Annotated in this window: 21 protein-coding genes; 10 read left to right on the top strand and 11 right to left on the bottom strand. The window is 34.6% G+C overall.

The genetic code is table 11. The features are described 5' to 3' along the window. Positions 1-97 precede the first annotated feature (97 nt). The 5 genes from ACFO3N_RS02665 to ACFO3N_RS02645 all read right to left on the bottom strand — a co-directional run bounded on the left by ACFO3N_RS02665 (position 98) and on the right by ACFO3N_RS02645 (position 8,594). Positions 98-4,732: a PorP/SprF family type IX secretion system membrane protein gene (locus tag ACFO3N_RS02665; protein WP_379795112.1), complete on the bottom strand. Its 4,635-nt coding sequence runs from the start codon at positions 4,730-4,732 to the stop codon at positions 98-100. Position 4,733: 1 nt separating this feature from the next. Then, positions 4,734-6,167 (bottom strand): gliding motility protein SprC, encoded by a 1,434-nt coding sequence (sprC, locus tag ACFO3N_RS02660; RefSeq protein ID WP_379795111.1) that lies wholly within the window; start codon positions 6,165-6,167, stop codon positions 4,734-4,736. Further along, the gene (locus tag ACFO3N_RS02655) at positions 6,164-6,568 is read right to left on the bottom strand and encodes a hypothetical protein (protein WP_248728796.1); all 405 of its coding nucleotides are present in this window, start codon (positions 6,566-6,568) and stop codon (positions 6,164-6,166) included. Before ACFO3N_RS02655 ends, sprC begins: the two co-directional genes overlap by 4 nt. A gap of 100 nt (positions 6,569-6,668) precedes the next feature. Further along, positions 6,669-7,961, bottom strand: coding sequence for a hypothetical protein (locus ACFO3N_RS02650; RefSeq protein ID WP_250834672.1), 1,293 nt, complete (start codon positions 7,959-7,961; stop codon positions 6,669-6,671). 180 nt (positions 7,962-8,141) lie between these two features. Further along, complete coding sequence (locus tag ACFO3N_RS02645) at positions 8,142-8,594, bottom strand: hypothetical protein (RefSeq protein WP_008465732.1); 453 nt, start codon at positions 8,592-8,594, stop codon at positions 8,142-8,144. 446 nt (positions 8,595-9,040) lie between these two features. On the opposite strand from ACFO3N_RS02645, the gene ACFO3N_RS02640 reads away from it, so the two are divergent. The 4 genes from ACFO3N_RS02640 to recA all read left to right on the top strand — a co-directional run bounded on the left by ACFO3N_RS02640 (position 9,041) and on the right by recA (position 12,355). Continuing rightward, positions 9,041-10,189: a DNA polymerase III subunit gene (locus ACFO3N_RS02640; RefSeq protein ID WP_379795110.1), complete on the top strand. Its 1,149-nt coding sequence runs from the start codon at positions 9,041-9,043 to the stop codon at positions 10,187-10,189. Between the two features lie 6 nt (positions 10,190-10,195). After that, the gene (locus ACFO3N_RS02635; protein ID WP_095930182.1) at positions 10,196-10,579 is read left to right on the top strand and encodes a DoxX family protein; all 384 of its coding nucleotides are present in this window, start codon (positions 10,196-10,198) and stop codon (positions 10,577-10,579) included. A 115-nt stretch (positions 10,580-10,694) separates the two neighbouring features. Next, positions 10,695-11,204 carry an acyl-CoA thioesterase gene (locus tag ACFO3N_RS02630; protein WP_095930181.1) on the top strand — a complete coding sequence of 170 codons (510 nt, stop codon included), beginning with the start codon at positions 10,695-10,697 and terminating at the stop codon, positions 11,202-11,204. Between the two features lie 143 nt (positions 11,205-11,347). After that, positions 11,348-12,355, top strand: coding sequence for a recombinase RecA (gene recA, locus ACFO3N_RS02625; RefSeq protein ID WP_095930180.1), 1,008 nt, complete (start codon positions 11,348-11,350; stop codon positions 12,353-12,355). Between the two features lie 555 nt (positions 12,356-12,910). On the opposite strand, the gene ACFO3N_RS02620 is transcribed toward recA, so the two are convergent. Then, positions 12,911-13,651, bottom strand: coding sequence for a lysophospholipid acyltransferase family protein (locus ACFO3N_RS02620; protein ID WP_379795109.1), 741 nt, complete (start codon positions 13,649-13,651; stop codon positions 12,911-12,913). Between the two features lie 248 nt (positions 13,652-13,899). On the opposite strand from ACFO3N_RS02620, the gene ACFO3N_RS02615 reads away from it, so the two are divergent. The 3 genes from ACFO3N_RS02615 (at position 13,900) to ACFO3N_RS02605 (ending at position 16,002) form a co-directional block, all read left to right on the top strand. Then, a complete protein-coding gene (locus tag ACFO3N_RS02615) occupies positions 13,900-14,277 on the top strand; it encodes a GxxExxY protein (protein WP_379795108.1) in 378 nt (125 codons plus the stop codon). 501 nt (positions 14,278-14,778) lie between these two features. Further along, positions 14,779-15,753, top strand: a complete 975-nt coding sequence (trpS, locus tag ACFO3N_RS02610) for a tryptophan--tRNA ligase (RefSeq protein ID WP_379795107.1) — start codon at positions 14,779-14,781, stop codon at positions 15,751-15,753. A gap of 126 nt (positions 15,754-15,879) precedes the next feature. Continuing rightward, complete coding sequence (locus ACFO3N_RS02605) at positions 15,880-16,002, top strand: hypothetical protein (RefSeq protein WP_284705077.1); 123 nt, start codon at positions 15,880-15,882, stop codon at positions 16,000-16,002. 16 nt (positions 16,003-16,018) lie between these two features. Here ACFO3N_RS02605 and dprA read toward each other — a convergent pair whose 3' ends face one another. After that, the gene (gene dprA, locus ACFO3N_RS02600) at positions 16,019-17,119 is read right to left on the bottom strand and encodes a DNA-processing protein DprA (RefSeq protein WP_379795106.1); all 1,101 of its coding nucleotides are present in this window, start codon (positions 17,117-17,119) and stop codon (positions 16,019-16,021) included. A gap of 237 nt (positions 17,120-17,356) precedes the next feature. Here dprA and ACFO3N_RS02595 point away from each other — a divergent pair, with 237 nt between their 5' ends. The 3 genes from ACFO3N_RS02595 (at position 17,357) to ACFO3N_RS02585 (ending at position 19,825) form a co-directional block, all read left to right on the top strand. After that, positions 17,357-18,328: an HU domain-containing protein gene (locus ACFO3N_RS02595; RefSeq protein WP_379795105.1), complete on the top strand. Its 972-nt coding sequence runs from the start codon at positions 17,357-17,359 to the stop codon at positions 18,326-18,328. A gap of 128 nt (positions 18,329-18,456) precedes the next feature. Further along, a complete protein-coding gene (locus ACFO3N_RS02590) occupies positions 18,457-19,224 on the top strand; it encodes a DUF2185 domain-containing protein (RefSeq protein ID WP_379795104.1) in 768 nt (255 codons plus the stop codon). 160 nt (positions 19,225-19,384) lie between these two features. Beyond that, positions 19,385-19,825: a hypothetical protein gene (locus tag ACFO3N_RS02585; protein WP_379795103.1), complete on the top strand. Its 441-nt coding sequence runs from the start codon at positions 19,385-19,387 to the stop codon at positions 19,823-19,825. A 42-nt stretch (positions 19,826-19,867) separates the two neighbouring features. On the opposite strand, the gene ACFO3N_RS02580 is transcribed toward ACFO3N_RS02585, so the two are convergent. The 4 genes from ACFO3N_RS02580 to ACFO3N_RS02565 form a co-directional block, all read right to left on the bottom strand. After that, a complete protein-coding gene (locus ACFO3N_RS02580; protein ID WP_379795102.1) occupies positions 19,868-20,629 on the bottom strand; it encodes a hypothetical protein in 762 nt (253 codons plus the stop codon). A 78-nt stretch (positions 20,630-20,707) separates the two neighbouring features. Next, positions 20,708-22,987, bottom strand: coding sequence for a helix-turn-helix domain-containing protein (locus ACFO3N_RS02575; protein ID WP_379795101.1), 2,280 nt, complete (start codon positions 22,985-22,987; stop codon positions 20,708-20,710). A gap of 102 nt (positions 22,988-23,089) precedes the next feature. After that, positions 23,090-23,674: an OmpH/Skp family outer membrane protein gene (locus ACFO3N_RS02570; RefSeq protein WP_095930173.1), complete on the bottom strand. Its 585-nt coding sequence runs from the start codon at positions 23,672-23,674 to the stop codon at positions 23,090-23,092. 235 nt (positions 23,675-23,909) lie between these two features. Continuing rightward, entirely contained in the window at positions 23,910-24,758 is an 849-nt protein-coding gene (locus ACFO3N_RS02565) for a class I SAM-dependent methyltransferase (protein WP_379795100.1), read from the bottom strand. Positions 24,759-24,769 lie beyond the last annotated feature (11 nt).

The raw sequence follows: 24,769 nt of genomic DNA, 5'->3' as shown, positions 1-24,769 counted from the left end.
TTTAAGGGGCATTAAAAAATAAATTATAGCATTCTTAACATTTTATTTATGTCCTTCTGAAACGTCAGAAGGACTAACTTATCTATATATATTTCTATTAATTCTCAATTTTTACGACAGCCATTCTACCGTTGTATGGCTTGCTCCCTTTCGCTTCCAAAGCTTTTGTCGCTTCTTGTAGACCGTCGTATTTTTCATAATAGATGTAATATTTACTTGTTGTCACATTATAAAAGAAATTCACATCTGTAAGTCCCGCAGCTACTGCTTTCGTTAAAAACTCATCTCGTTTCTGCACACTGTTGTGTACGGCAAGAATCAAATAATATCCACTATCAGAGTTTTTAATATTTTTAATAATCTGCATGTTTGACTGCTCTTCACCAAAATCAAAATCATTTGCTTTCAGTGGTGTGCTGCTTACTTTTGTTGTCTCTTTTATTCGTTTAAGAGCGGCAACGTCCTGGGCATATCTTCCTTCATCATTCTCATAAGCTGCACGTTTAATTCTACGTTTACGCTCAACTTCGGTGTCTGTTTTAATACGCTCCAAATCGGCAATTAATGCTGCACCTTCTCGTTCCATTTTTAACTGAGCCGCTTTCAATTCGTTTATCTTTTCAAGATAAGCTTTATTCAAAGGATCATCTTTAGGGAACTTTTTACTTCTTTCGTTATAAAGATTTGTCAACTTCGCAATTTCATTTTTCATGCTGTTGTTTGCATCAGCAATCTGAACTTTTAATGCTTCAATCTGACTGTTTTCTGCCGCTACACTCTTAAATGGTTTTGGCTCTTTATAAATACCTTTTTCACTTAAATCATTCTCCTCTTTTAAATCGTTTAAGTCTTTTTGCTTATTCGCAACAGTTGCTTTAAACTGATCTAATAAATCTGTTTGTACTTTACTTGTACTTTCTACAGACTGAGTCAAGTTTTCAATACTTTTTCCAGTATCATCTTTCGCTTTCGCTGCTAGTGCCGCCGCCGCCGCATCTGCCTTAGCTTTGTCCGCCGCTAATTTTGCCTGACGCTCCTCTTCTTCTCTTAACAGTCTAGTTTCTTCTTCCGCTTTCAATTTTTCTGTTGCTTCTGCATCGGCTTTTGCTTTTGCATCTGCAAGAAGTTTAGCTTGAAGAGCTTCCATATCAGCTTTTGCTTTCGCATCTGCAGCTAGTTTTGCTTGAAGAGCCTCAGCATCTGCTTTTGCTTTCGCATCTGCAGCTAGTTTTGCTTGAAGAGCTTCAGCATCTGCTTTTGCTTTCGCATCTGCAGCTAATTTCGCTTGAAGAGCCTCAGCATCCGCTTTTGCTTTCGCATCTGCAGCTAATTTTGCTTGAAGAGCTTCAGCGTCTGCTTTTGCTTTCGCATCTGCAGCTAATTTCGCTTGGCGAGCTTGTTCTTCAACTCTAGCTTTTTCTTCTGCAACTTGTTGCGCTTTTAATGCCTCAGCATCGGCTTTTGCTTTTGCATCCGCAGCCAATTTCGCTTGACGTGCCTCTTCCTCTTCTTGTAATTTTTTAGCTTCTGCTTCTGCTTTCGCTTTTGCCGTTGCTTCTGCGTCTGCTTTTACTTTTGCATCAGCTAATAGTTTTGCCTGAAGAGCTTCCATATCGGCTTTTGCTTTTGCATCTGCAGCCAATTTTGCTTGAAGCGCTTCTGCGTCTGCTTTTGCTTTTGCATCTGCTGCCAATTTCGCTTGACGAGCTTCTTCTTCTACTCTAGCTTTTTCTTCAGCAACTTGTTTAGCTTGTAATGCTTCTGCATCGGCTTTCGCTTTTGCTTCCGCTGCTAATCTTGCTTTCTCTGCTTCAGCATCCGCTTTTGCTTTTGCGTCAGCGGCTAATTTTGCTTGACGAGCTTCTTCTTCTACTCTTGCTTTTTCTTCAGCTACTTGTTTAGCTTGTAATGCTTCAGCATCGGCTTTCGCTTTTGCTTCGGCTGCTAATCTTGCTTTTTCTGCTTCGGCATCAGCCTTTGCTTTTGCCTCTGCTGCCAATCTCGCTTTCTCAGCTTCTGCATCTGCTTTCGCTTTTGCATCTGCTGCTAATTTCGCTTGACGAGCATTTTCTTCTTCTTGTAATTTTTTCGCTTCAGCTTCAGCTTTTGCTTTTGCCGTTGCTTCCGCATCTGCCTTCACTCTCGCATCTGCAATTAATTTAGCTTGTAAAGCTTCCATATCGGCTTTTGCTTTTGCATCAGCTGCTAATCTTGCTTTCTCTGCTTCGGCGTCAGCTTGTGCTTTTGCTTCTGCAGCCAATCTAACTTTTTCAGCTTCAGCATCGGCTTTTGCTTTTGCGTCAGCTTCTAATTTCGCTTTTGCAGCAGCTTCGGCATCAGCTTTCGCTTTTGCATCTGCTACAAGTTTCGCCTGAAGCGCTTCAGCATCTGCCTTCGCTTTTGCTTCTGCCGCCAATTGTGCTTGACGTGCATCTTCAGCTTGTTTTATTTTCAGCGCTTCTGCATCTGCTTTTGCTTTCGCTTCTGCGGCAATAAGTGCTTGTCTAGCTTCTTCATCTGCTTTCACTTTTGCATCTGCAGCTAATTTTTCTTTAAGTGCAGCCTCTTCAGCAGCTTTTGCTTTCTGATCTGCAGCAATTTTTGCTTTATTGGCAGCATCTATAGAAGCTTTAGTCTTCGCTTCTGCAGCAGCTTTTGCTTTTGCTTCTGCAGCCAATCTTGCCTGTAATGCATCTGAATCTGCTTTAGCTTTTGCATCTGCAGCTAATATAGATTGCATGTCTGCGGCTTCGGCTTTTGCTTTGGCATCTGCTTTACGTTTTGCTTCTGCAGCATCTGCTTTTGCCTTATTGTCAGCAATTAATTTTAATCTTGCTGCTTCAGCATCTGCTTTAGCTTTTTCTGCTGCCGCTAATCTTGCTTGTCTTGCTGCCTCAGCATCTGCTTTTACTTTTTCAGCTGCGGCTAATCTTGCTTTTGCTGCCGCTTCTGCATCTGCTCTTGCTTTATCAGCAGCCAGTTGTGCCGCTGTTTTCTGTGGAGCTGGAGCTGTTTTTGCAGCTTCTGCTTTTGCCTTAGCCGCCGCCTCTGCATCTGCTTTCGCTTTTGCATCTGCAGCCAATTTCAATTTCATTGCTTCAGCATCTGCTTGAGCTTTATCAGCAGCTAATTGTGCCGCTGTTTTTTGTTCTGCTTGAACTGATTTTCCAGCTTCAGCTTTTGCTTTAGCTGCTGCCTCTGCATCTGCTTTCGCTTTTGCATCTGCAGCTAATTTCAGTTTCATTGCCTCTGCATCAGCTTTAGCTTTATCAGCAGCCAATTGAGCTTGCGTTTTTTGAGCAGCTGTTGCTGTTGGTTTATTTGCTACTGCTTGCGCTCTCGCTGCTGCTGCTGCATCTACTCTGGCTTTGTTGTCTGCAGCTAATTTTATTCTACGCTCTTCTGCGTCTGCTCTTGCTTTATCAGCAGCTAACTGAGCTTGTGTTTTTTGTGTTGTAGCAACGGCTCTATTTGCTGTTGCAGTTTGTGCTCTCGCTGCGGCTGCGGCATCTGCTTTTGCTTTTGCCTCTGCAGCTAATCTTATTTTAACAGCTTCAGCATCTGCTTTAGCTTTATTGTCTGCTTCTAGTTTTGCTTTCGCTGCAGCTTCAGCGTCGGCTCTCACCTTTTCTGCTGCTGCTAGTCTTGCTTGTTTTGCTTCAGCATCGGCTTTTGCTTTTGCTTCTGCAGCTAACCTATTCTTTTCGGCAATTTCAGTTCTGTTAACCTGAGTTGCTTCTGACTTTGGTTTAGCTGGTACAGATTTTGGTTTTGAAGGATCAATCAACGAACCTTCATCATCATCTCCGTAATAGTAATTTCTATTTTTGAATTTGTAGGCAATGGCGAATTCATGAGAACCACCTAAATTAGAGAAATTGCCCATTCCTCTTTCGTAATTGTATTCTATAGCAATACTTGGAGAAATATTAACCCCAAGTCCTGCCGAAACTCCATATAATGTGTTATATCCTACTTGTGCCCAAACTCCTTGTTGAAGTGCAAGCATTCCTAGACCAGAAATAACTGTTTTATCTTTTTTAATTTCTGTTCTAACCAATCCAGAGAATTTACTTCTATCAAAAAAGCCATAACTGTCAATATATCCAGTATACATGGCATGCAATTGAATGGCTCTTTCTGGATCTTCTTTTACCATTCCAGATCCGAAATTATACAGCACTAAATTGTTAATAGCCAATCCGAAATCTAAAAAAGCAGTACCATAGTTAATTCCAGGATTTACAGTTAAAAGCGTGCTTTTTGGAAAATCTCCAGTTAAAATCGTTGAATCATCAGATATGATTTTTCCTGTATTTAGTCCGCTTTGATAAATACCAGCATTTAAACCGAAAGTTAAGTTACTATCTTCTTCTAAAACGATGTTATGAGCGAAATTGGCAACTCCGCCAAAAACAGTCATAAGCCCGTAATTTTGTTGAAATAACCCAACTGCAAATGCTTCATTTTCTCTAAAACGTCCTGAATAATTGGCCAAATACGTCTGCGGAGCATTCTCAAATTGTACCCACTGTCTTTTGTTATAGAAACTTACGTATGGATTTGATTCTCTAACAAAACTGAATGTTGGGTTAATTAAATATCTATTGAACTTCAAAGAATTTCTAATAGGTAATGAAAACGAAACAACTCCATCCTCACTTGCGTTTTGAGAATAGAGTACATTAGATAAACCGTAAAATAACGTGATGAATAGTAAAAGTTTCTTCATATTATTTTATAACAGTTATTGATCCTTTTTTTTCACCTGTGTCGGATTGAATGACATAGTAATAAACGGGATTTACATTCTTAAAATCTATATTGTTTTGAGGCCAATCGCCTTGGTAATTCACTACATCCAAAACCATATCTCCGTTTGAACTAATGATCATTACCTTAGTATTTGCATTCTTATATTCGTCTGGAATATTCCAGTACGGATTCATACCACTTAATTTGATAATGTTTGGAATAACACTTGATGGCCCAGAATCTCCATTTATTCTAAATGTAAACTCTTTGCTAGAAACACATCCAGATGCCAAAGAAACCTTAGCTTTATAATTACCTTTAACAGCTACAACATACGATCTTGTTGTTTCATTAGGAATTAAGTTATCGTTTAAATACCATTCATAAGTTGCGTCTGCCGCATCTGTAGTAATAGTAACCGTTACTGTTTCTCCTTCGCTTAATTTATATCCATCCTCAGCATCAATACTTGCGTCGAAACTATTGCTTTTCAAATCGATAGTTCCAGTTGCTTTACATCCGCCAAAATCGACTTCAACAGAATACACTCCAGATTCGTTTGTAGAATAAGTACGGTTAGTAGCACCAGCTATTAAGACTCCATCCTTTTTCCAAGTGTAACTATTTCCAGACGTTGCAGTTAAAATAGTTCCAGTTCCACTAGCACAAAATGGGTTTCCTAAACTTGAATTAATAGTTACGTTAGATCCATTAGAAGAAGATACAACATTAACACGATTAGAACTAAAGTTAACATCAGAGCATTGACCATAATCAATCTCTGCATAATATTTTCCTGTACTATTAATAACTATGTCTTTAGAGGATTGTCCTACGATAAGAACATCATCTTTGTACCATTTGTATTTAATATTAGAAATATTGATTGGAGAAGGAGTCTCTGCACTAACAGAAAGGGTTAAACTACCACCAGCGCATAACATTGCTGTATCAGTCTTACCATTGATAAAGAAAGATGATTCGTATGGTTTGAAGTATGCAGGAAATGCAGTATTTCCTAAAGAATTTCTAAATCTTGAACTCGTAACGCCTGTTGAACTTTTTACTCTAAGACTATAGGTATCAGAGCCAACTAAATTTGTAGGCACTGCATATTTAATTGTTTTTTGAGTTGCAGAAACATCAACAGTTTGAAGCAAAGTTGTGGCAACAGGAGTAGTAAAATTTCCCGCAGCGTCTGAAAGCTCCACTACGAAGGTAGTACCTGCGGGAAAATCTATATAACTAAAAGAAGCATAAAACTCGTTGAACGAATTACCAGCACAAAGCTTTTCTAACCCATCAAAGGTTTGAGGCGCTATAGTTTGGGCATAGGCATTCGATCTAGCAAATAGTAAAATGCTAAATAATATTAAAACTTTAAAAAAAGATAAAGTAATTTTTTGAATCATATAGTGCGTGTTCTTGCTAGATCTATACGCTCAAAAAACAAGATATCTATGAATGTTTCTGAGAAATCATACTTGTAGTTTTCAATCACTTCTTTTGCAAGAACTGAAGTAGCCGCAAGTGTAGAATTCTCTTCACAATCGTTAGATAATGTATTTGACTCAGCCGCTATAGTAAGGCTGTCCTTGGGGTTGGACATCCCTACTATAAACTGATTAAAATTGCTGTTTTCAATAACAGCACTATTATTACTGTTCTTTTGGTTATTACAAGCCAAAGTTAAACTGTGCTCAGAACCAGCAGCCTTTGTAGGTTGTTCTGCTGTATTCTGTGCATATAGAGTTAACGAAATAGGCGAAACCAAAAATATTATATATAAAAAATATTTTTTCGTAGATACCATTATGTTTTGATCTTTATTTAGGCCCTTTAGACGATACATAAATTGTGTCTGGGGACTTAATTAATAAAATTTACGCGTGGGAAATAAAAATCGAAACTATTTATCTATTACCGCTAGAAGCTGTGATTTTTCCTAATTGTAATCTAAAATCTGGTTTTTTTGGATTGAACATATCAATGAATGTTTCTTTGTTATCACTTTGTGACATTACATTAAAGAAAACACTGTTTCCATACCAGCTTTCTAGATCTTCATTATTAGAATTGTATTCTGTAAAGATGTTTCCATTACATAAGTTGAAATACATTTCCTCAAATTTGATTTTTTTAAGGTTGGCATCATTGATTTCTGTTTTGCTATCTAATAATACAGCAGGGTTAAATCCAGAGATTACACTTCTTTTCATTTCAAGAGAAGCATTCTCTGCTACATAAACAGCTTCTTTTACTAAACCTGCTTGAATGTCAGCTTTAATGTTTTCGCTGTCGTTAACCATTGTAATATTACTAGCAACAACTAAAGTTTGTTTTTTAGTGAAGTCTGTTTCACTTTTCTTCTCATAAGATTTAACCTCCATACAACGAGATCCGTCTTTAGTACTTGAGAAGTAAGAAGATCTAACTGCTAAAGAGTTGAAGAAACGACATTGAACTCCTTGAGAAAATTTAAAGTCGTCGTTAACTGATTTATAAGATACGAATTTTGTAGCATTTAAGTCACCACCTAAGATCCCGAAAGAATCTCCTCCAGCGTAACTTACCATAATGTTTTCAAGAACAGTTTTGTTTCCAACAGCTGCAAGAGTTAACCCGTTGAAAGTATCTAAACCTTTTACTTTTTTACCAGCAAACTCGATTCTAACGAATCTTAAAACTCCAGAGTTTGAAGCTACATTGTCACCACCATAAGTAGTCATTGTAGGATCTAAGTCAAGGTTATAAGAACCAACATTTCCGAATTTGTTAATTGGTGCATCTCCAAGGATTACAATTCCACCCCAATCTCCAGCTTTTTTCATGCTGCGGTTTGAAGTAAATACAATTGGATCTGTTTCTAAACCATCAGCCACTAATTGTGCACCTTTTGTAACTACCAATGTTCCTTTTGTTTCGAAATCACCAATAATTACAGTTCCAGGTTCGATAGTTAAAACAGCATTGTTTGTAACATAAACGTTTCCTTGTAGAACGTAGATATTTCTTTTTAGCAATTTGGTATTAACAGAAATATTTCCTGCTAAAATTTGGTTTGCTTCTCCATAGTCAACTTTATTAGGCTTAAACTCGGTCCAATTGTTTAACCAATTAGTGTAGCCCATAATTCCTTTCTCTTGTTGAGCACTCATACTCGTAACTGTCAAAAGAACGCAGATTAATTGAGTAATTTTTTTCATGATAAGGGGGTATTACGGTTAATAATAAATTTGGGTATGCGCAAATGCAAAAACTCCTCTCGAGTTTTCTGGAATTTTACAGAACCCTCGAGAATGAGTTTTTTTTATTTTGTTTTCGAAGAATGTCAAAGCAATATTTACTGAGACTTTCCAGAAAAAAATTTCAAAAAAAATGCTTTATTACATTTCGTTCAAATCGTTGAACTCGTGTAATGATTTCAATGTACTTTCGTAGAACAAGATTGCCGCGATTAGATTTCCTTTATCAGAGTAAGGCATCATTTTTCTTTGGAATTCTACAGTTGTATCCAAAAATGTTGATGTACCTACTGCCTGAGCATCTAATACTTTTTTGTGTTCGTTGTCGTCTGGAATACCAAGGTCGGCCATAGTAACTCCAGGTTTAGTAACCAAAGCAATGTAAGGGAGAGTTTTAACTAATACTTTGATACGCTCGATGTATAATTCCAAAAGTTCACCCTTTTGCATACCACTTAATTCTTTTTGATCATGGTATTTTCGGATAAGAGCAGTTGTACTAATAATACTTCTCGGTGCGTTTTTAGCTTGTGCTGAAACAGCTGCAGTAGTTAAGATAAAAAAAGCACTAAATAGAATAATTTTCCCTTTCATAGATTCTTATTTTATAATTGGTTGTTGATAAAAACAAAAATATAGAAATTAACTTAAATTACAACTCTAATGAATTTTTTTTTCAAAAAATTTCCTTAAAAAAACCTTAAAAACCAGTCTTATGTCGAGAAAATGTGCGTTTTAACGGGCTTTTTGTTAAAAATGTTAATTAAAAAATCGTAAGAGATTATCTATAAAAAATAAAAAATTAACTCTATAAATAGCCAAAAAAAACCTACGTTTGTCGAATTTCGAAAAAAAATATTAACAAAAACATCTTGATATTTACTCACTTGAAGATATTTATTAACAAAATTCTGTCGAAAGTGATCCCGAAAATTTAAAAAATCATCTACTCGCTTCGACTCCGAATTTGAAAATTGTGAACTACTAAATAATCTTATCCTGAAAATTTTTGCCTCCACATTTTCTTCTATCTTTGCGCAATGCAATTTTCTCAAATTTTAGGTCAAGATTACATCAAAAGCCACTTGATAAAAAGTGCTGCTTCTGGTAGAATTCCTCATGCACAATTATTCGTTGGTCCAGAAGGAAGTGGTACATTAATAACTGCCATTGCTTATGCTCAATATATTTTGTGCAACAATACCGGCGACGAAAATTCAAACGGAAACGATTCTTGTAATCTAAAGTTTGATAACATCTCTCATCCCGATCTCCATTTTATTTATCCAACCGTTACAACCGAAGATGTAAAAACAAAACCTAAGAGTTTAGATTTTATTCAAGATTGGCGTAGTTTTATTCAAGAAATGCCTTACGGAGGTTTATTCGATTGGTATAAAATTTTGGGTGTACAAAACAAGCAAGGAGAAATTCGCGTTGAAGATGCACAGGAAGTTTTAAAATCGCTTTCGCTAAAATCGTATGAAGGCGGATACAAAATCATGATTATTTGGATGGCCGATAAAATGAATATTGCCGCTTCCAATAAACTTCTAAAACTTCTGGAAGAACCTTCAGAAAAAACCATGTTTATTCTGATTTCTGAAAACGAAGAGGATATTATCCAAACCATACGTTCGCGATGCCAGGTAATTCATTTTAATGGACTGCCAGAAAAAGTTATTGCCGATGCTTTAATTGCCCAAGAAAATATAGATGCCGGCTTAGCCAAAAAAATTGCACATCAGGCACAAGGCAATTTTAGCAAAGCATTGCATTTGTTAAAAGAAGATGATGATGATCTTCCGTTCGAACAATGGTTTGTCAATTGGGTTCGTGCCGCTTTTAGAGCAAAAGGAAATGCAGCCGCCATCCAGGATTTAATTTCGTGGAGCGAGCAGATTGCTACGCTGGGACGCGAAAGCCAGAAAAAATTCATTCAGTATTGTATTGAAATGTTCCGTCAAGCTCTAATGCTAAATTATCAAACGCCAAGTTTGGTTTATATTGAGCCGAAAGTCGATAAATTCAAATTAGAGAATTTTGCGCCTTTCGTAAACGGAAATAACATTCACGAAATATTTAAGGAACTTTCAGATGCTTTGTATCATATTGAAAGAAATGGAAATGCGAAAATAATCCTTACCGATTTATCGATCAAATTGACTCGTTTAATTCATAAAAAATAATTCATAATGAACAATGTTGCCTCAATTTTACTTTTAGCTTTTCTAGCTTTAACTTTTTTACAATCGGGTTACGAAAAAATTTTTTATTGGAAAGATAATGTGGCTTGGCTTAAAGAACACTTTGCCAAAACACCACTAAAAAATCAGGTTCCTCTGGCTCTTTTACATTTACTAATTTTGGAATTAATTTCTGGAATTTTATGTGTTGTTGGGGGAATTCAATTATTTACAAATAATGGCAGAGAATTTGGTTTTTACGGAGCTATATTTTCATGTATCTGTTTGTTAATGATGCTTTTCGGACAGAGACTTGCAAAAGATTACGATGGTGCGAGAACCATTGTTATATATTTTATTCCAGCCGTTATGGCTGTTTATTGGTTGAACTAAAATATGCCACAGATTTCACAGATTCTCACAGATTTTTTAATCATTTTAATCTGTGAAATCTGTGGCAAAAAAAGCCTTTTTATTATAGGCGTTAAAACAAATTTTATTTAAAAAAATGAATCCAAAACATCCTTCAGAATCCCTAACTATTTTAACTGATTTAGTTTTACCGAGCGAAACAAATCCTTTAAACAATCTTTTTGGTGGTGAATTATTAGCCAGAATGGATCGCGCCGCAAGTATTGCAGCCCGCAGGCATTCGCGCCGAATTGTAGTAACGGCTTCTGTAAATCACGTTGCCTTCAATAGAGCAATTTCGCTTGGAAGCGTTGTAACCGTAGAGGCAAAAGTTTCAAGATCATTCAAAAGTTCGATGGAAGTTTTTATTGACGTATGGGTAGAAGACCGCGAATCTGGAAACAGAACCAAAGCCAACGAAGCAATTTACACCTTCGTTGCTGTTGACGATACTGGAAGACCTGTTGAAGTTCCAGCAATTATTCCAGAAACCGAGCTAGAAATTCAGCGATTTGATGCAGCGCTTCGTCGCAAACAATTGAGTTTATTGCTTGCTGGAAAAATAAAACCTTCTGATGCTACAGAATTAAAGGCTTTATTTTTATAGAACGATTTTGTGACAATTTGGAACAATCAAACTTCAAAAAAAGAAGTAATTTTACAAATTATAAAACAGATTAATAAGATTACAGAAGAATTTTCTTATTTTTATCCAGAAAGACAAAACAATAATTTAGATATTAGAAAAAAATGAGTTCAGAGAAAGAAGCCAAATTAAAAGCACTACAATTAACGCTTGACAAACTTGACAAAACCTACGGAAAAGGAACCGTAATGAAAATGGGCGACAGAGCCATTGTAGAAGTAGAAACGATTTCTTCTGGCTCACTAGGTGTTGACTTAGCTCTTGGAGTAAACGGATATCCTAAAGGAAGAATTATCGAAATATATGGTCCAGAATCTTCTGGAAAAACAACTTTGACGCTTCACGCTATTGCAGAAGCTCAAAAAGCAGGTGGTATTGCTGCCTTTATCGATGCCGAGCACGCATTTGATAGAAATTATGCTGAGAAATTAAATGTTGATATCGAGAACTTAATCATTTCTCAACCAGACAACGGAGAGCAGGCTTTAGAAATTGCTGAAAACCTAATTCGTTCTGGAGCTATAGACATTGTTGTAATTGACTCTGTGGCGGCTTTAACTCCAAAAAGTGAGATCGAAGGTGAAATGGGAGATTCTAAAATGGGTCTTCACGCACGTTTGATGTCTCAAGCATTGAGAAAACTTACTGGAACTATCAGTAAAACAAATTGTACTGTTTTCTTTATCAACCAGCTTCGTGAAAAAATTGGTGTAATGTTTGGAAATCCAGAAACTACAACTGGAGGTAACGCACTTAAATTTTACGCATCTGTTCGTTTAGATATTCGTCGTTCTGCTCAAATTAAAGACGGTGAAAACGTAATCGGAAACAGAACCAAAGTAAAAATCGTTAAAAACAAAGTGGCTCCACCATTTAAAACTGCCGAATTTGACATTATGTACGGAGAAGGTGTTTCTAAAACGGGTGAAATCTTAGACTTAGCAGTTGAATTTGATATCGTTAAAAAAGCAGGATCTTGGTTTAGCTACGGCGATACAAAATTAGGTCAAGGTCGTGATGCTGTTAAAACTTTAATTAAAGATAATCCAGAACTTGCTGAAGAACTGGAAATTAAAATTAAAGAACATATAAAAGAATTGGCAAATGCCTAAAAAATAAGTCGAAAAAAGACGCTTTTAAAAAGCCGAGTGATGTAAAAATTACTCGGCTTTTTTTATTTCAAAATAAAAATGAAATTTTCACGCAACCTTTTTACAAAACATCCATCTCTATAAAAAGCAGTTTATAATTGGTACTGCCATATATCAATTTCGAGTTTTTTTTAGAATTTACGTTGGTTGGTTATTTGATTAAAAACCCGTTATTTATCTTCATCTGACGGGTTTTATCAAATTTTTTAAATTTTGACGCAACCTTTTTAATTTTTCTACATCTATAATAATGTGACATTAACTTGAGTTATTAACTAAACTCTTTATTATCAACCATTAATATTTTTAACCATGAAAGAAAAAATGGAATTGTTGTACAGTAAAAACCGAAGAAAAACCAAATTGAGATTTAAAAAAGTATTGCGTTTTATTTCAGAAAAGATAATTCACAGATAATAACTTTTGAATAAAAATAGGGGGTTTTTAATTCAAAGAAAAGCCGGTAGATTCAATCATCTACCGGCTTTTGTATTTTACATAATGTTTTTATGGTTGTTACTTCTGATAATCCAACAAACCATTATAAATTATATTTCTAACTTGATCTCTTAATTCTTTTCTGTTGTCACTTGTCAATCCTTTTGTCTCTACGAAAGGTAAAATTCGCGCTCGCATTTTTCCTGGACTTCCACTCAAAAAAGTATATGAAAAACGTTCTTTATTATCTGGATAAACAATCGGAACAATTGGAATCTGATGATCTATCGCTAACCTGAATGCGCCATCTTTAAACTCATCCAACAAAATGCTTTCGTCATCTGGAACTCCACCCTCTGGAAAAATGCAAATACTTAAACCTTGATTTAATCTGTTTTGAGCTCTTTTAAAAACTTCATTTTTACTTTTAGACGAACTTCTGTCAACTAGAATACAAGTTCTTTTATAGAAAAATCCAAAAAGCGGAATTTTTACTAGCTCTTTCTTCCCAACAAAAACAAACGGATTTTTAATTAAAGCCAACGTAAGCATAATGTCGGTCATAGAGGTGTGATTGGCCACAATCATGTAACTTTTGCCTTTAATAAGTTTCTGTTCGCGTTTTACGGTATAAAAGAAACCCATTCCGAAAAGGATGATTTTAGCCCAAATGCGGGCCATTTTAAAGAAATATGGATATCCTTTCTCAGAAAGGATAGAAACTACCAGAAAAGGTAACATAATAAGTATTGGAATGGCCATCAAAACGTAAAACCAAACTCTCCAAAGAATCCAAAAAGCAATTTTAAATATTTTCATAGCTTCAAATGTAAGAAAACCGAAATGAATTTTCTATATAGAATTTATTCTCCTCACTGCTTTTATTTCTAGCGCAGAGATCGCTGAGTTTTTCCGCAGAGTAAAGAAGTTTAATTTATTTTCGAGATTTACTAAAGTAAAAGTTCTCAAAGATTCGTATTCTTTTGAGTTTAGCTCAAATTTTTCAAAATCTATTAAATATTTTTCTTTATTTTTATACGAAATTCTGCGTTAAAATTAAATAAAAAATGAATGAAAATGAAATTTCGACTATTGTTATTGGTCTAGCAATTGAAATACATAGAAAACTTGGACCTGGTTTGTTAGAAAATGTTTATCAAGAATGTCTATTTTATAAACTGAAGCAAAAAGGTCTCCTAGTAGAAAAGGAAAAACCAATGCCGCTAATTTTTGAGGAAATAAAACTAGACTGTGGCTATCGTATCGATTTATTAATCGAAAACAAATTCATAGTAGAAATAAAAGCCGTTGAAGCTCTCACTGTAAACCATTTAGCTCAAACATTAACGTATTTGAGATTAGGAAACTACAAACTTGGTTTATTAATAAACTTCAACGAAGCACTTTTAAAAAATGGCATCAGGAGAGTAATAAATAATTTTTAAAAACATCAAAAATCACTGTGATCTTCAAAAAACTCAAAAATATTCCTAAACTCTGTGAACTCTGGACTAAATTAAAATTTTTCATGCTATATGATTTTATAAAGCAAACATTCTTTGCTTATCTTTTACAGATAAAGCTTTGTGAACTTATTGCAAAGCAATCTCTTAAAGAAACATAACTTCTTTTCTTTGCGAATCCTTTGCGCGCTTTGCGTTAAAAACAACTCAATAAAACTCTCCGAATTCTGCGCTACAAACAAAATTTTCCATGCTGTCTAATTTTATAAAATAAACATTCTCTGCCCATATTTTATACATAAAGCTTTGTGAACTTATCGCAAAGTAAATCTTCACAATGATAACTTTAAAAACTTTGCGAAAATCCTTTGCGCGCTTTGCGTTAAAAATAACTCAAAAAAAATTCAAAACTTAACGATAAACCATTGCGCACTTTGCGATTAAAAAAAACATCACGACATTTGCATTTCAGAAAAAACTAGAATGGCAAAAATACTTACTGGTGTTCAAAGTACAGGAACACCGCATTTAGGAAATTTATTAGGCGCAATTATTCCGGCAATCGAATTATCAAACGATCCAGCAAATGAATCTTATTTGTTTATTGCCGATTTGCATTCCATCACTCAGATTAAAGACGGAAAGACTTTAAGAGAAAACACCTATAGCACAGCTGCGGCTTGGCTTGCGTGTGGATTAAATCCTGACAAAGTTACTTTTTACAGACAATCTGATGTGGTTCAAACTACAGAATTGACTTGGTATTTGAGCTGTTTTTTTCCATTTCAAAGATTGACTTTAGCGCATTCTTTCAAAGATAAAGCCGATCGTTTAGATGATGTTAACGCGGGACTTTTTACATACCCGATGCTAATGGCTGCCGATATTTTATTATATGACGCTGAATTTGTTCCGGTTGGAAAAGATCAGTTGCAACATTTAGAAATTACTCGTGATGTTGCGGCTCGTTTCAATCACCAAATGGGTGAGACTTTTGTTCTTCCTGAGGCTAAAATTGAGGAAAACATTATGCTGATTCCTGGAACAAACGGAGGAAAAATGAGTAAATCTGCAAACAATATCATCAATATTTTCTTGGACGACAAAACATTACGCAAACAAGTAATGAGTATTGAAACTGATTCGACTCCACTTGAAGCTCCAAAAAATCCAGATACATGTAATGCATTTGCGATCTATTCTTTGCTAGCAAATGAAGAACAAACTGCTCAAATGAGAGCAAACTATTTAGGTGGAAATTATGGTTATGGCCACGCTAAACAAGCTTTGTTTGAATTGATTACAGAGAAATTCAAAACAGAAAGAGAGAAATATAACTACTACATCAATAACCTTGAAGAAGTTGACGCTTTGTTGAAAAAAGGCGCTGCAAAAGCTTCTGTAATTGCCGATGGTGTTTTGGCAAAGGTTAGAGAAGTTTTAGGATTTGGGAAATAATTTAATCCAAAAAAAAAGTTTTAAAAAAAACGCTGATCATTTAAAATTGATCAGCGTTTTTCTTTTAATGTTTGTTTTAATTATTTTTTGTAACTTCAAGAATATTAATCATTTAAAAACCAAAAGATGGATAAGTATATTGAAGATTACAATGTTCCCCCGTATGTATTTCAAATCCTAAATATTGTTTTTGGCTTATTGCTGATTTACATTTTATACCGATTGTACAAACACTTTACAAGAAAATAATATAAGATTTTCTGCGTTAAATTGACTCAAAAAGTTTTCCAGGAAGCGGTCTTATAACGCCTTTTAATTCCATACCAATCAGAATTCCAGATAGTTTAAAGATTGGGATTTCACATTCAATTGCAATGATGTCTAATAATTCCTTTCCGTTTTTCTGGAGAAAATCATAAACCTTTTGTTCTACGGGTTCTAATTCTACAAAAAGCTGTTTCTGAATCGTTTTTGGATTTTCTTTAATATCCCAATTCAACATATAAATCAAATCTGCGGCACTTGTTAACACATTTGCTTTCTGAGTTTTAATCAAATTATTGCAGCCTTGGCTATACTTGTCTGTCACTCTGCCTGGTACTGCAAAAACATCACGATTGTAATCATTAGCCATATTTGCCGTTATTAAAGATCCGCCTTTATCGGCAGATTCTATTACAATCGTAGCTTCAGTCATCCCAGCAACAATACGATTTCGGAGCACAAATTTTTCTTTATCCGGATTCGAATCACTCCAAAACTCGGTTATGAATCCGCCCTTCTCTTCCATTCTGGCCATGTACTTTTTATGAGTTCTCGGGTAAATTTGATTTAAGCCATGAGCCAGTACGCCAACAGTTTGCAAATTAAAATCCATTGCGGCCTGATGCGCCACGATGTCAACTCCATAAGCAAATCCGCTTACAATTACAGGATCAAGAGGAGCAATATCTTCTATCAATTTTTTACAGAAATCTGTTCCATAAGAAGTAATCTGGCGTGTACCTACAATGCTAATTATTTTTTTGTTTTTGAAATCCAGATTCCCAGCGGTAAAAATCAGAATTGGTGCATCAATGCAATGCTTAAGCCGTTCTGGGTAGTTTTCGTCCTGAAAAAAAGAAATCTGAATATTGTTGTTTTTAATAAACGAAAGTTCTTTATCTGCCTTCTCAAAAACACTTTTATCTTTCAGATTTTTCAATAAAACACTTCCAATTCCGTCAACTGCTGCTAATTGCGAATTTTTAGCTTTAAAAATAGCAGAAGCATCACCAAAAGAATTAAGCAACTTTTTGCCCATTATATCTCCCACTCCATCAACCTTTAACAAGGCAAGTAAATTAAATAATTCCTGATCGTTCATTGTTTTTAACATTATGTAAAATAGAAAAAATAAATCTACTTTTTATGAGGCGCAAATATCTATAAAACAAAGTAATTTCTTAATAAATTTTAAAAATAATTCTCGTGATGCTTTCTAAATAAGAAAAACCTACCACTTAATTAATTGAAAACGAATTGTCTAAAAATAATTCTGAATTGTTAATAAAAATTGTGAATAAAATTTTGATAACTATACGCGTTGTCTAACTTTGTTACTATGAAAATCGAAGTATATATCTCACAGTTATTGTATCGTTATCAGTGTGTAACGGTTCCAGGGTTTGGTGCATTTTTAACAGAAACTCACTCGGCGCAGCTGAATGAAAGCACTAATTCGTTTTTTCCGCCAAAAAAAACCATTTCTTTCAACAGCCGTATCAAAAATAATGACGGATTGTTGGCAAATCATATTGCACAAGCAGAAAAAACATCTTATGGTTTTGCTGTTAGCGCAATTGCTTTTGAAATTTTGAATTGGAAAAAAGCATTAGAAGAAGATGGCGTAATTCTTTTAAAAAATATTGGAGAGCTACGTTTAAATTCTGAAAGCAATATTGTTTTCAAGCCAAACGATCAGACCAACTATTTATCTGCTTCTTTTGGACTGAGTCCTTTTGTTTCTCCAATGGTGAAAAAAGAGGCATTCGAGAAAAAAATCGAAAAGATTGCAGCAAAAGAAAAAGATGCCGTTTTAATATACGAAAGTGAAGAAGAAACCAAATCTTCAAATCCGTTATTGCGATATGCTGCAATTCTGGTTTTGGGACTAGGAATTACAGGAAGCATTGGTTATCCATTATACCAAAATCAAATTGATAACCAAACACTTGTTGTAGAACAAGCGGTTCAGAAAAAAGTACAAAACAAAATTCAAGAAGCCACTTTCTTTATCAAAAGTCCACTTCCAGCTGTAACTCTTTCTGTAGATTCTGCTGCTGTTGAAACAGTCGAAACCACAATGCCTTACCACATTATGGCCGGCGCTTTTAGAAGTGAGCAAAATGCCAGAAAAGCTTATAACCAATTAATTAAAGATGGTTTCAAAGCTAGAATGCTCAAAGAAAACAAACACGGTTTATTTCCTGTTTTGTACGGAAGTTATGCTACAATGAAAGAAGCTGAACAAGCCCAAAAAGAAATACAAAAAGGCGAAAATCCACAAGCTTGGATTCTGGTCGAAAATCTATAAAATACTTTTAATCCTGTTCGAAAGAGCAGGATTTTTTTTGTCTTATTCTGTTGTTTTAAAATCTTAAGCTCCCTCTTAAATAAATTATTAGCCTTTAATTTTATAATTTATATAAAAAGAACAATTAAATGAAATTCTTCAAAACAAATAAAAAGTCTAACGAAAATAATTTCGAAAACTTCCCATCGATTGGCGGCCTTATGGTTTCAAAAATGATTGTTGATCAAAACATTAAACCACGTTTTCTGTATAGGGAAAAAAGAACCCGCTCAGAAGATAGTGGCTGGAGAATTTTTACAGGCTTTGAATCTGAGGAATATACTGATGATCCAAATAATATCGGAATATATAATCCGTCTACAATTCTAAAAATTGATCCTTCCCTCGAAAATATTTTATTGAAAGGAATTGGTTCTGTCTACGAGAGAACCGAAGACAACTTGGATTGGTACAGAGTTACCGATTTTGATTTGGAAGATGATTTCATGATAACTAACCGTCTAACAAAAGAATGGTCAATTGAGATAAATAATCTTTTTGAAAGAACTATAGAAAAAGATGGGACTTTATATTATACAACTGGAGATAAGTCTATTAGACTTTCTATATGGAATTCGGATCTAAATAGAGAAGCGCTTTTTGAAGAATACAAAAAAGACGTTGAAAATAGAGATCAGACAAAATCTAAAACATTACAAAAATTTGATTTTTCTGATTCTGAAGTCTTTAGAATTGGATATTTAATAGAAGAAACTGATAAAAATAAAACTTATAACTTGATTATTGGTTTTTCTATAGTAGATCAAGAAGTAATCCAAACAGCATTTTATTTTGATGAAAAAAGTGATTTAAATTGGGCAATTTCTACTTGGAAAAACATAACCTTCAATAGTTAAAATCTCATAAATAACAATATTCCACGTAAAACCATTTTAATACAAATCAACATCTTCCAACAAATAAACTTTTTGTCTTATTCTGTTGTTTTAAAATCTTTGAATGGACACTTTTTAAACTCTATTCAAATAAATTCGTCACGTAAAATTTAAACAAACAATGATGAACAGAATCTTCAAAACATTAGTATTCTTATTATTACTAAGCTCGCAATCTTTCTTTGCTCAACAATCTTCAAACACTGCTCAACAATTAGAAAAACAAAAAGCTGAAGCTCAAATGCAAAAAAGCCTGCAGGAAAATCAAAAAAAACTTGATGATAAAATTGGTCAGTTGAAGAAAGAACAGAAAGAATTGGAAAGTAAAAAGAAAACGCTTTCTAAATCTGAAAGCAATTTGAAATCGACAAAAGAAAAAATCAGTAAACTTGAACTTGCTAATCAGAAAATTGAAAACAAAATTGCAACTTCACCAGTTTCCGATGAAGAAATTCAAAAGCAAAGAATTAAAACCAAAGAGAATGAAGTTACAATTCAGAAATTGAAGCTTACGCAAATTTCTCAAGAAAAAGAATTGGAAAAAGTACTATCAAATATCTAAACAAAAAAGCCTGATTCGTTCTGAATCAGGCTTTTTTAATGTTTATCGTGAAACAATATTGGCGTCTTGAGATAGAATTTCTTTTCCAGATTGATAAACCGTCAATATCGCTGGCGGCGAATCTTTTTGTCCCAAAACAATAAAATAGCATCGGTATTTGAAATTGCCTTTTTTAAAATCAAAGTAATGGTTTCCTCCCGTTCCGTCTGGAACAAAAACTCCTTTTTCGATTACAAGATCTGGAGTTTCAGTCATTTCCTGTTTGATCGACCAAGAAGCATAGCGATAATTTTCATTTCCTAAATCATCAATTCTAATTCTGAACTTTGAAGTTTCAAGAATTGCAACAGGTTCTTTAAAATTTGAAAGTAAAGAATTTACGCTTTTTTTCTGCTTCGCGATTAAGGAATTTTTCAATTTCAATTCTTCCTCAGATTGATGATTGATGCTGATGATTCTTCCGTCTGTATCGATCCATAAATCTCCACGATTTAGCATAATTCCTCGCCATCCCACTTCTGACCAATCTTTTGCTGGATCCGATTTTGTTATTTTCTCAATCAAAACCTTATCAAAAATTTGGTTATATTTTTTCACAAAATCTGCTTTGTCCTTCACCGAAGGAATTGGATAATCTCGTTTAAAAGGAAACTTTATACGTTTTGCAATTGATTCTTTATCGCCATTTTTTACTTCTAGAATAAATTTCGAAATGAACTTTTGATATTCTGGCTTCAAATCTTGGGCAATCAAAAACGAAGAATTAAACACCAGAATTGTTAGTAATATTTTAAATATTTTCATATCCAAAATAATTTAATGCGTTAGAAATTAAATTTTTGAAAAACAGAAAACCGTGTTTCACGTGGGACGTTCAAAAAACTAATTGATGCTCGCTTTGAACATTTTTAGCTCGTCCCAAGTAAATTCATCTCCATATTTTTCTTTCAAAGGACTCAAAGATTCTTCTTGATAAAACTGAAAAGCTTCTCTTAAAGCTAAAATTTTATCATACGGAAGAACATCGGTAATTTCGATTTTCTTCGACTGAATAAGTCTTATCAAATGGCCTTCGATCGTTTGAACATTTAATTTACGCATTCTCGCAATATCTTCAACCGAATTTTTATCCATCCACAAATCGTATGTTTCTTCGACTGTCGTTTTTTTAGCCGTTTTAAGCTCGTTTTTCTCTGTCTTAGGTGATTTGTATCGAACAACGGGTTCTTCTGTTCTAAAAATGTCCGTATTTGTCGTTTTCAGCTCTTCTCGAATCCTTTCTGCTTTGTTCGTTTTGTAATTTTTAATATTTGGCGATGTTAACTTTTCTTTACTGATTTCTTCGCCGGCCACAACCACTTCGATCAATAACTTGGCTTTCATCAATCTCAAAACCGCTTTGGTCTGAAGATCTTCCAAAAAGTTAAGCTCTTCGTAGAACTCTTTTACTTTTTTAAATTTTTGAATTTCAGCCATTTTGTAAATCAAATCATCGACTAATTTGTCCATTGGCTTGAAAAAATAATCGTACGCCGCATCTACCCTTTCTTTCACAAAAAACAAATCGACCGTTTCTTTGATGAAAATTTTATTGAGTTGCGAAATGAATTTCTGCGAAGGATCTAAAAGCTGTTCTATAATTTCCATGCGTTTATGGGCCCAAACCGCATGTTTCGATTTTTCGGAACCGGCCGCATTTTCGTTATAACTGAAACGATGATTTCGCCATTCTTGCGCCAATTCTCCCCAATTAAAACTGTTTATCAAATAGTTGTGAATAAAATTTTTGGTTTCGAACTGAAGCGCTTTCGCTAAAGTTTCTTCTGTTGCTCGGTTCAAAGCGTAATCCATCACATCTTGGTCGTTCGAAATACCATTCATCTGCATCGGAGAAAGCAAAATAAGCCCTTCTAATGAACGCAAACGCGAAAGTGCTACATAGGCCTGCCCAGGAAGAAAAACTTGCGATACATCGAGCGCTGCTTTGTCAAAAGTTAAACCTTGGCTTTTATGCACCGTAATTGCCCATGCTAGCTTGATTGGATAATGGGCAAAAGTTCCTAAAACCTCTTCTTCGATATCTTTGGTTTGTTCGTTGACTTTGTAGCGGATATTTTTCCATTCGTATTTCTCCACTTCGAGTGTCATGTTCTCTTCTGGAAAGTGAACAAAGATTTCTTCGTCTGAAAGCGATTTGATTACACCCATTTTTCCGTTGAAATATCTCTTTTCAAAAGACAAGTCATTTTTGACGAACATGATTTGCGCGCCCACTTTCAATTTCAATTCTTCTTCGACAGGAAATATCTTTTCTGGAAAATCTCCCACCACAAATGGCGTATATACGTATTCTTTACCATCTAAATCATTGATTGACTGTGAGTTGATAGAATCAGCCTTAGCATTATGCGTTGTCAGCGTGATATAGCCTTTGTTCTCTTTGAAGTCAAAATCTGGCTTAACATACTGATTTAGAATAGTTATGTCTTCAGGAGTGATCTGGTTATTTCTCAAATTGTTCAAAACCGAGATAAAAGCATCATCGGTCTGGCGGTAAATTTTTGACAATTCGATATAAATTGGCGGATACGTCTGGAGAACATGAGAATGGAAAAAGAATTTCCCACGGTAGTAGTTTTTTAGTGTTCGCCATTCTTCATCGCGAATCACTGGCGGCAATTGCAGTAAGTCTCCAATAAACAAGACTTGGACTCCGCCAAACGGATGAGTGTTTCTTCGAACGGTCTGCATCATAAAATCGACCGCGTCCAACAAATCGGCACGCATCATACTCACTTCATCAATCACAAGAAGCTCCATGTTTTTGATTACATTTCGCTTAACGTTATTCATTTTGAAATGGCGGCGAAGCGATTCTTTGTTTTCAAATTTTACTGTTTCTGTAAATTGCGCGCTCGCTTCGTACGACGGAATAAAAGCAGAAAACGGAAGCTGAAACATGGAATGGATTGTTACACCTCCAGCATTCAAAGCAGCGATTCCTGTTGGTGCAACGACCACAGTATTTTTATGCGTTGTTGCGATGATTTCACGCAAAAGCGTAGTTTTTCCAGTACCTGCTTTTCCTGTAAGGAAAATAGATTTTTGAGTCTGATTGATGAATTGCAAAGTATAAGCTGCCGCTTCTGAAACGTTCTGCATTGGGCTTGTATTAAAGAAATAAAATTACCGCATTTTTATAAAAAGAAAAAACCTAAATCGCAGTGGATTTAGGTTTTCAGTAATTTAGTTAGTTTGGTAGTTTTATTTTTTAGCTTCGCCTTCTTTTGTTTCAGCTGCTGGTTTTGCATCTGTTTTTGGCTCTGCTTTGTATTTATCATTTAAAGCTTTGATAATTTCTTTTGTAATATCGTATTTCTCTTCAGCATACAAAATTGTAGCAGCATCTCCTGTTCCGTAGATGTAAGAGTAACCGTTTTTCTTTCCGTAGTCTTTAATGAATTTTTTAACTCCACTAACAAGAGAATCCATTTCAACACCACTTTCTTGTTGTAATTGTTGTGCTAATGCTTGTTGTGCATAACCTAATTGCTGCTCTCTCTTTTGCAATTCAGCTCCTCTTTGCTGTGCCCAAGCTTGACCGTTTGCTTGTGCCTGGCTTTGAAAATTAGCAGCGTCTTGTTTAAAACGTGAAATCTCAGCTTGTAATTGTCTACCTTTTTCTTCCGCTTGAGCTTTGTACTTTGCCTCTAAATCTTTTGCCTCAGTGTATTCTTTCATCAAAACCGAAGTATCCACGTAAGCTGTTTTTACTTCCTTTACCTCTGCTGTTTTGTTACAAGAAACTGCGAAAACTGAAAGTGCGATAATAACTAATGCTTTTTTCATTTTTTTTAATTCTATTTTTTTAAGTATTGAAGACAAAAATATAAAAAAATCAATAGCATCAACATAAAGTTTAAAAAATGCGTAAAATTTATGATATTGTTTTTATTTATCGAAAAAAATATCACCATAAACCAACGCTATCGCAGTATTTTAGATGCTTTTTTGCTTTTTTTATATCAACCAGAAAAAGCCAGTCTGCTCTTTTGTGGCAAAATGGCTTTCTGTATTTTTTGTGTTATTTATTTTTTAAAATATAAATATGCGATGAATATTCTTTTGAGTTTTTCGCTTTCCAATTTGATTTCAAACCAATCAAAAAAGCTTTAATATAATTCATCTTTCCCGTTTTGTATTTTTCAGACAAAAGGCTTACGTAAAACGAATCGAACTTCATTGGAAGAACTTTTTCCAATTTCATATTTACTCTTTCAAAAAGCAATTGAATTGATTTTTTTGAAAAATGCCAAAAATGAATTGGCACATCATAAGCAGCCCAAAAAGTTTGATAATGGTTTGCATCAAACGATTTGTAGTTCGGAACCGCAATAATTAATGTTCCAGTTGGTTTTAATAAACGCTTTAATTCTTGGATCTGAAGTTCTAAATCTGGAACGTGTTCTAAAACGTGCCACATAGTAATTACATCCAGAGAATGATTTTCTAAAGTGCTTAATTCTTCTACAAAAGAAATTCCTTTTTCTTTGGCAATGTTTTTAGCACGATCGCTCGGCTCTACTCCAATTGTTTCCCAACCGTCATTTTTTGCTGTCAAGAGGAAATCTCCAGTTCCAGCTCCAATATCTAAAAGTTTTCCTTTTTGTGGTTGTTGGCTATTAATTAAATTCAATTTATTCTTAAGCGCAATATTTTTTACAAAGTGATATGCTTTTTCAAATAATGAACGTTTGTTGTCGGTATGCGAAATATAATCTTCGCTTTCGTAATATTTACCTAAATTTTGAAGTTCAGGTTGGGGAGAAGTAATTAGCATATCTAATTCTTCATCATAATACAAATCAAAAATTTCTTTTGAAACAGAGTGGTCTTTTACCGTAAGAAAATGTTTTTTGTTTAAAACGTTCATTTTTTAAATTT

The organism is Flavobacterium chungangensis (assembly GCF_042654045.1).
In the GTDB taxonomy this organism is placed as follows: domain Bacteria; phylum Bacteroidota; class Bacteroidia; order Flavobacteriales; family Flavobacteriaceae; genus Flavobacterium; species Flavobacterium chungangensis.
The sequence above is the reverse complement of the archived record's forward strand: the minus strand, read 5'-3'. Positions and strand labels throughout refer to the sequence as shown.

What these genes read in the sequence shown, in the direction of transcription:
- ACFO3N_RS02665 (WP_379795112.1), bottom strand. Translation starts at nt 4,732, where the DNA reads ATGAAGAAACTTTTACTATTCATCACGTTATTTTACGGTTTATCTAAT.
- sprC (WP_379795111.1), bottom strand. Translation starts at nt 6,167, where the DNA reads ATGATTCAAAAAATTACTTTATCTTTTTTTAAAGTTTTAATATTATTT.
- ACFO3N_RS02655 (WP_248728796.1), bottom strand. Translation starts at nt 6,568, where the DNA reads ATGGTATCTACGAAAAAATATTTTTTATATATAATATTTTTGGTTTCG.
- ACFO3N_RS02650 (WP_250834672.1), bottom strand. Translation starts at nt 7,961, where the DNA reads ATGAAAAAAATTACTCAATTAATCTGCGTTCTTTTGACAGTTACGAGT.
- ACFO3N_RS02645 (WP_008465732.1), bottom strand. Translation starts at nt 8,594, where the DNA reads ATGAAAGGGAAAATTATTCTATTTAGTGCTTTTTTTATCTTAACTACT.
- ACFO3N_RS02640 (WP_379795110.1), top strand. Translation starts at nt 9,041, where the DNA reads ATGCAATTTTCTCAAATTTTAGGTCAAGATTACATCAAAAGCCACTTG.
- ACFO3N_RS02635 (WP_095930182.1), top strand. Translation starts at nt 10,196, where the DNA reads ATGAACAATGTTGCCTCAATTTTACTTTTAGCTTTTCTAGCTTTAACT.
- ACFO3N_RS02630 (WP_095930181.1), top strand. Translation starts at nt 10,695, where the DNA reads ATGAATCCAAAACATCCTTCAGAATCCCTAACTATTTTAACTGATTTA.
- recA (WP_095930180.1), top strand. Translation starts at nt 11,348, where the DNA reads ATGAGTTCAGAGAAAGAAGCCAAATTAAAAGCACTACAATTAACGCTT.
- ACFO3N_RS02620 (WP_379795109.1), bottom strand. Translation starts at nt 13,651, where the DNA reads ATGAAAATATTTAAAATTGCTTTTTGGATTCTTTGGAGAGTTTGGTTT.
- ACFO3N_RS02615 (WP_379795108.1), top strand. Translation starts at nt 13,900, where the DNA reads ATGAATGAAAATGAAATTTCGACTATTGTTATTGGTCTAGCAATTGAA.
- trpS (WP_379795107.1), top strand. Translation starts at nt 14,779, where the DNA reads ATGGCAAAAATACTTACTGGTGTTCAAAGTACAGGAACACCGCATTTA.
- ACFO3N_RS02605 (WP_284705077.1), top strand. Translation starts at nt 15,880, where the DNA reads ATGGATAAGTATATTGAAGATTACAATGTTCCCCCGTATGTATTTCAA.
- dprA (WP_379795106.1), bottom strand. Translation starts at nt 17,119, where the DNA reads ATGAACGATCAGGAATTATTTAATTTACTTGCCTTGTTAAAGGTTGAT.
- ACFO3N_RS02595 (WP_379795105.1), top strand. Translation starts at nt 17,357, where the DNA reads ATGAAAATCGAAGTATATATCTCACAGTTATTGTATCGTTATCAGTGT.
- ACFO3N_RS02590 (WP_379795104.1), top strand. Translation starts at nt 18,457, where the DNA reads ATGAAATTCTTCAAAACAAATAAAAAGTCTAACGAAAATAATTTCGAA.
- ACFO3N_RS02585 (WP_379795103.1), top strand. Translation starts at nt 19,385, where the DNA reads ATGATGAACAGAATCTTCAAAACATTAGTATTCTTATTATTACTAAGC.
- ACFO3N_RS02580 (WP_379795102.1), bottom strand. Translation starts at nt 20,629, where the DNA reads ATGAAAATATTTAAAATATTACTAACAATTCTGGTGTTTAATTCTTCG.
- ACFO3N_RS02575 (WP_379795101.1), bottom strand. Translation starts at nt 22,987, where the DNA reads ATGCAGAACGTTTCAGAAGCGGCAGCTTATACTTTGCAATTCATCAAT.
- ACFO3N_RS02570 (WP_095930173.1), bottom strand. Translation starts at nt 23,674, where the DNA reads ATGAAAAAAGCATTAGTTATTATCGCACTTTCAGTTTTCGCAGTTTCT.
- ACFO3N_RS02565 (WP_379795100.1), bottom strand. Translation starts at nt 24,758, where the DNA reads ATGAACGTTTTAAACAAAAAACATTTTCTTACGGTAAAAGACCACTCT.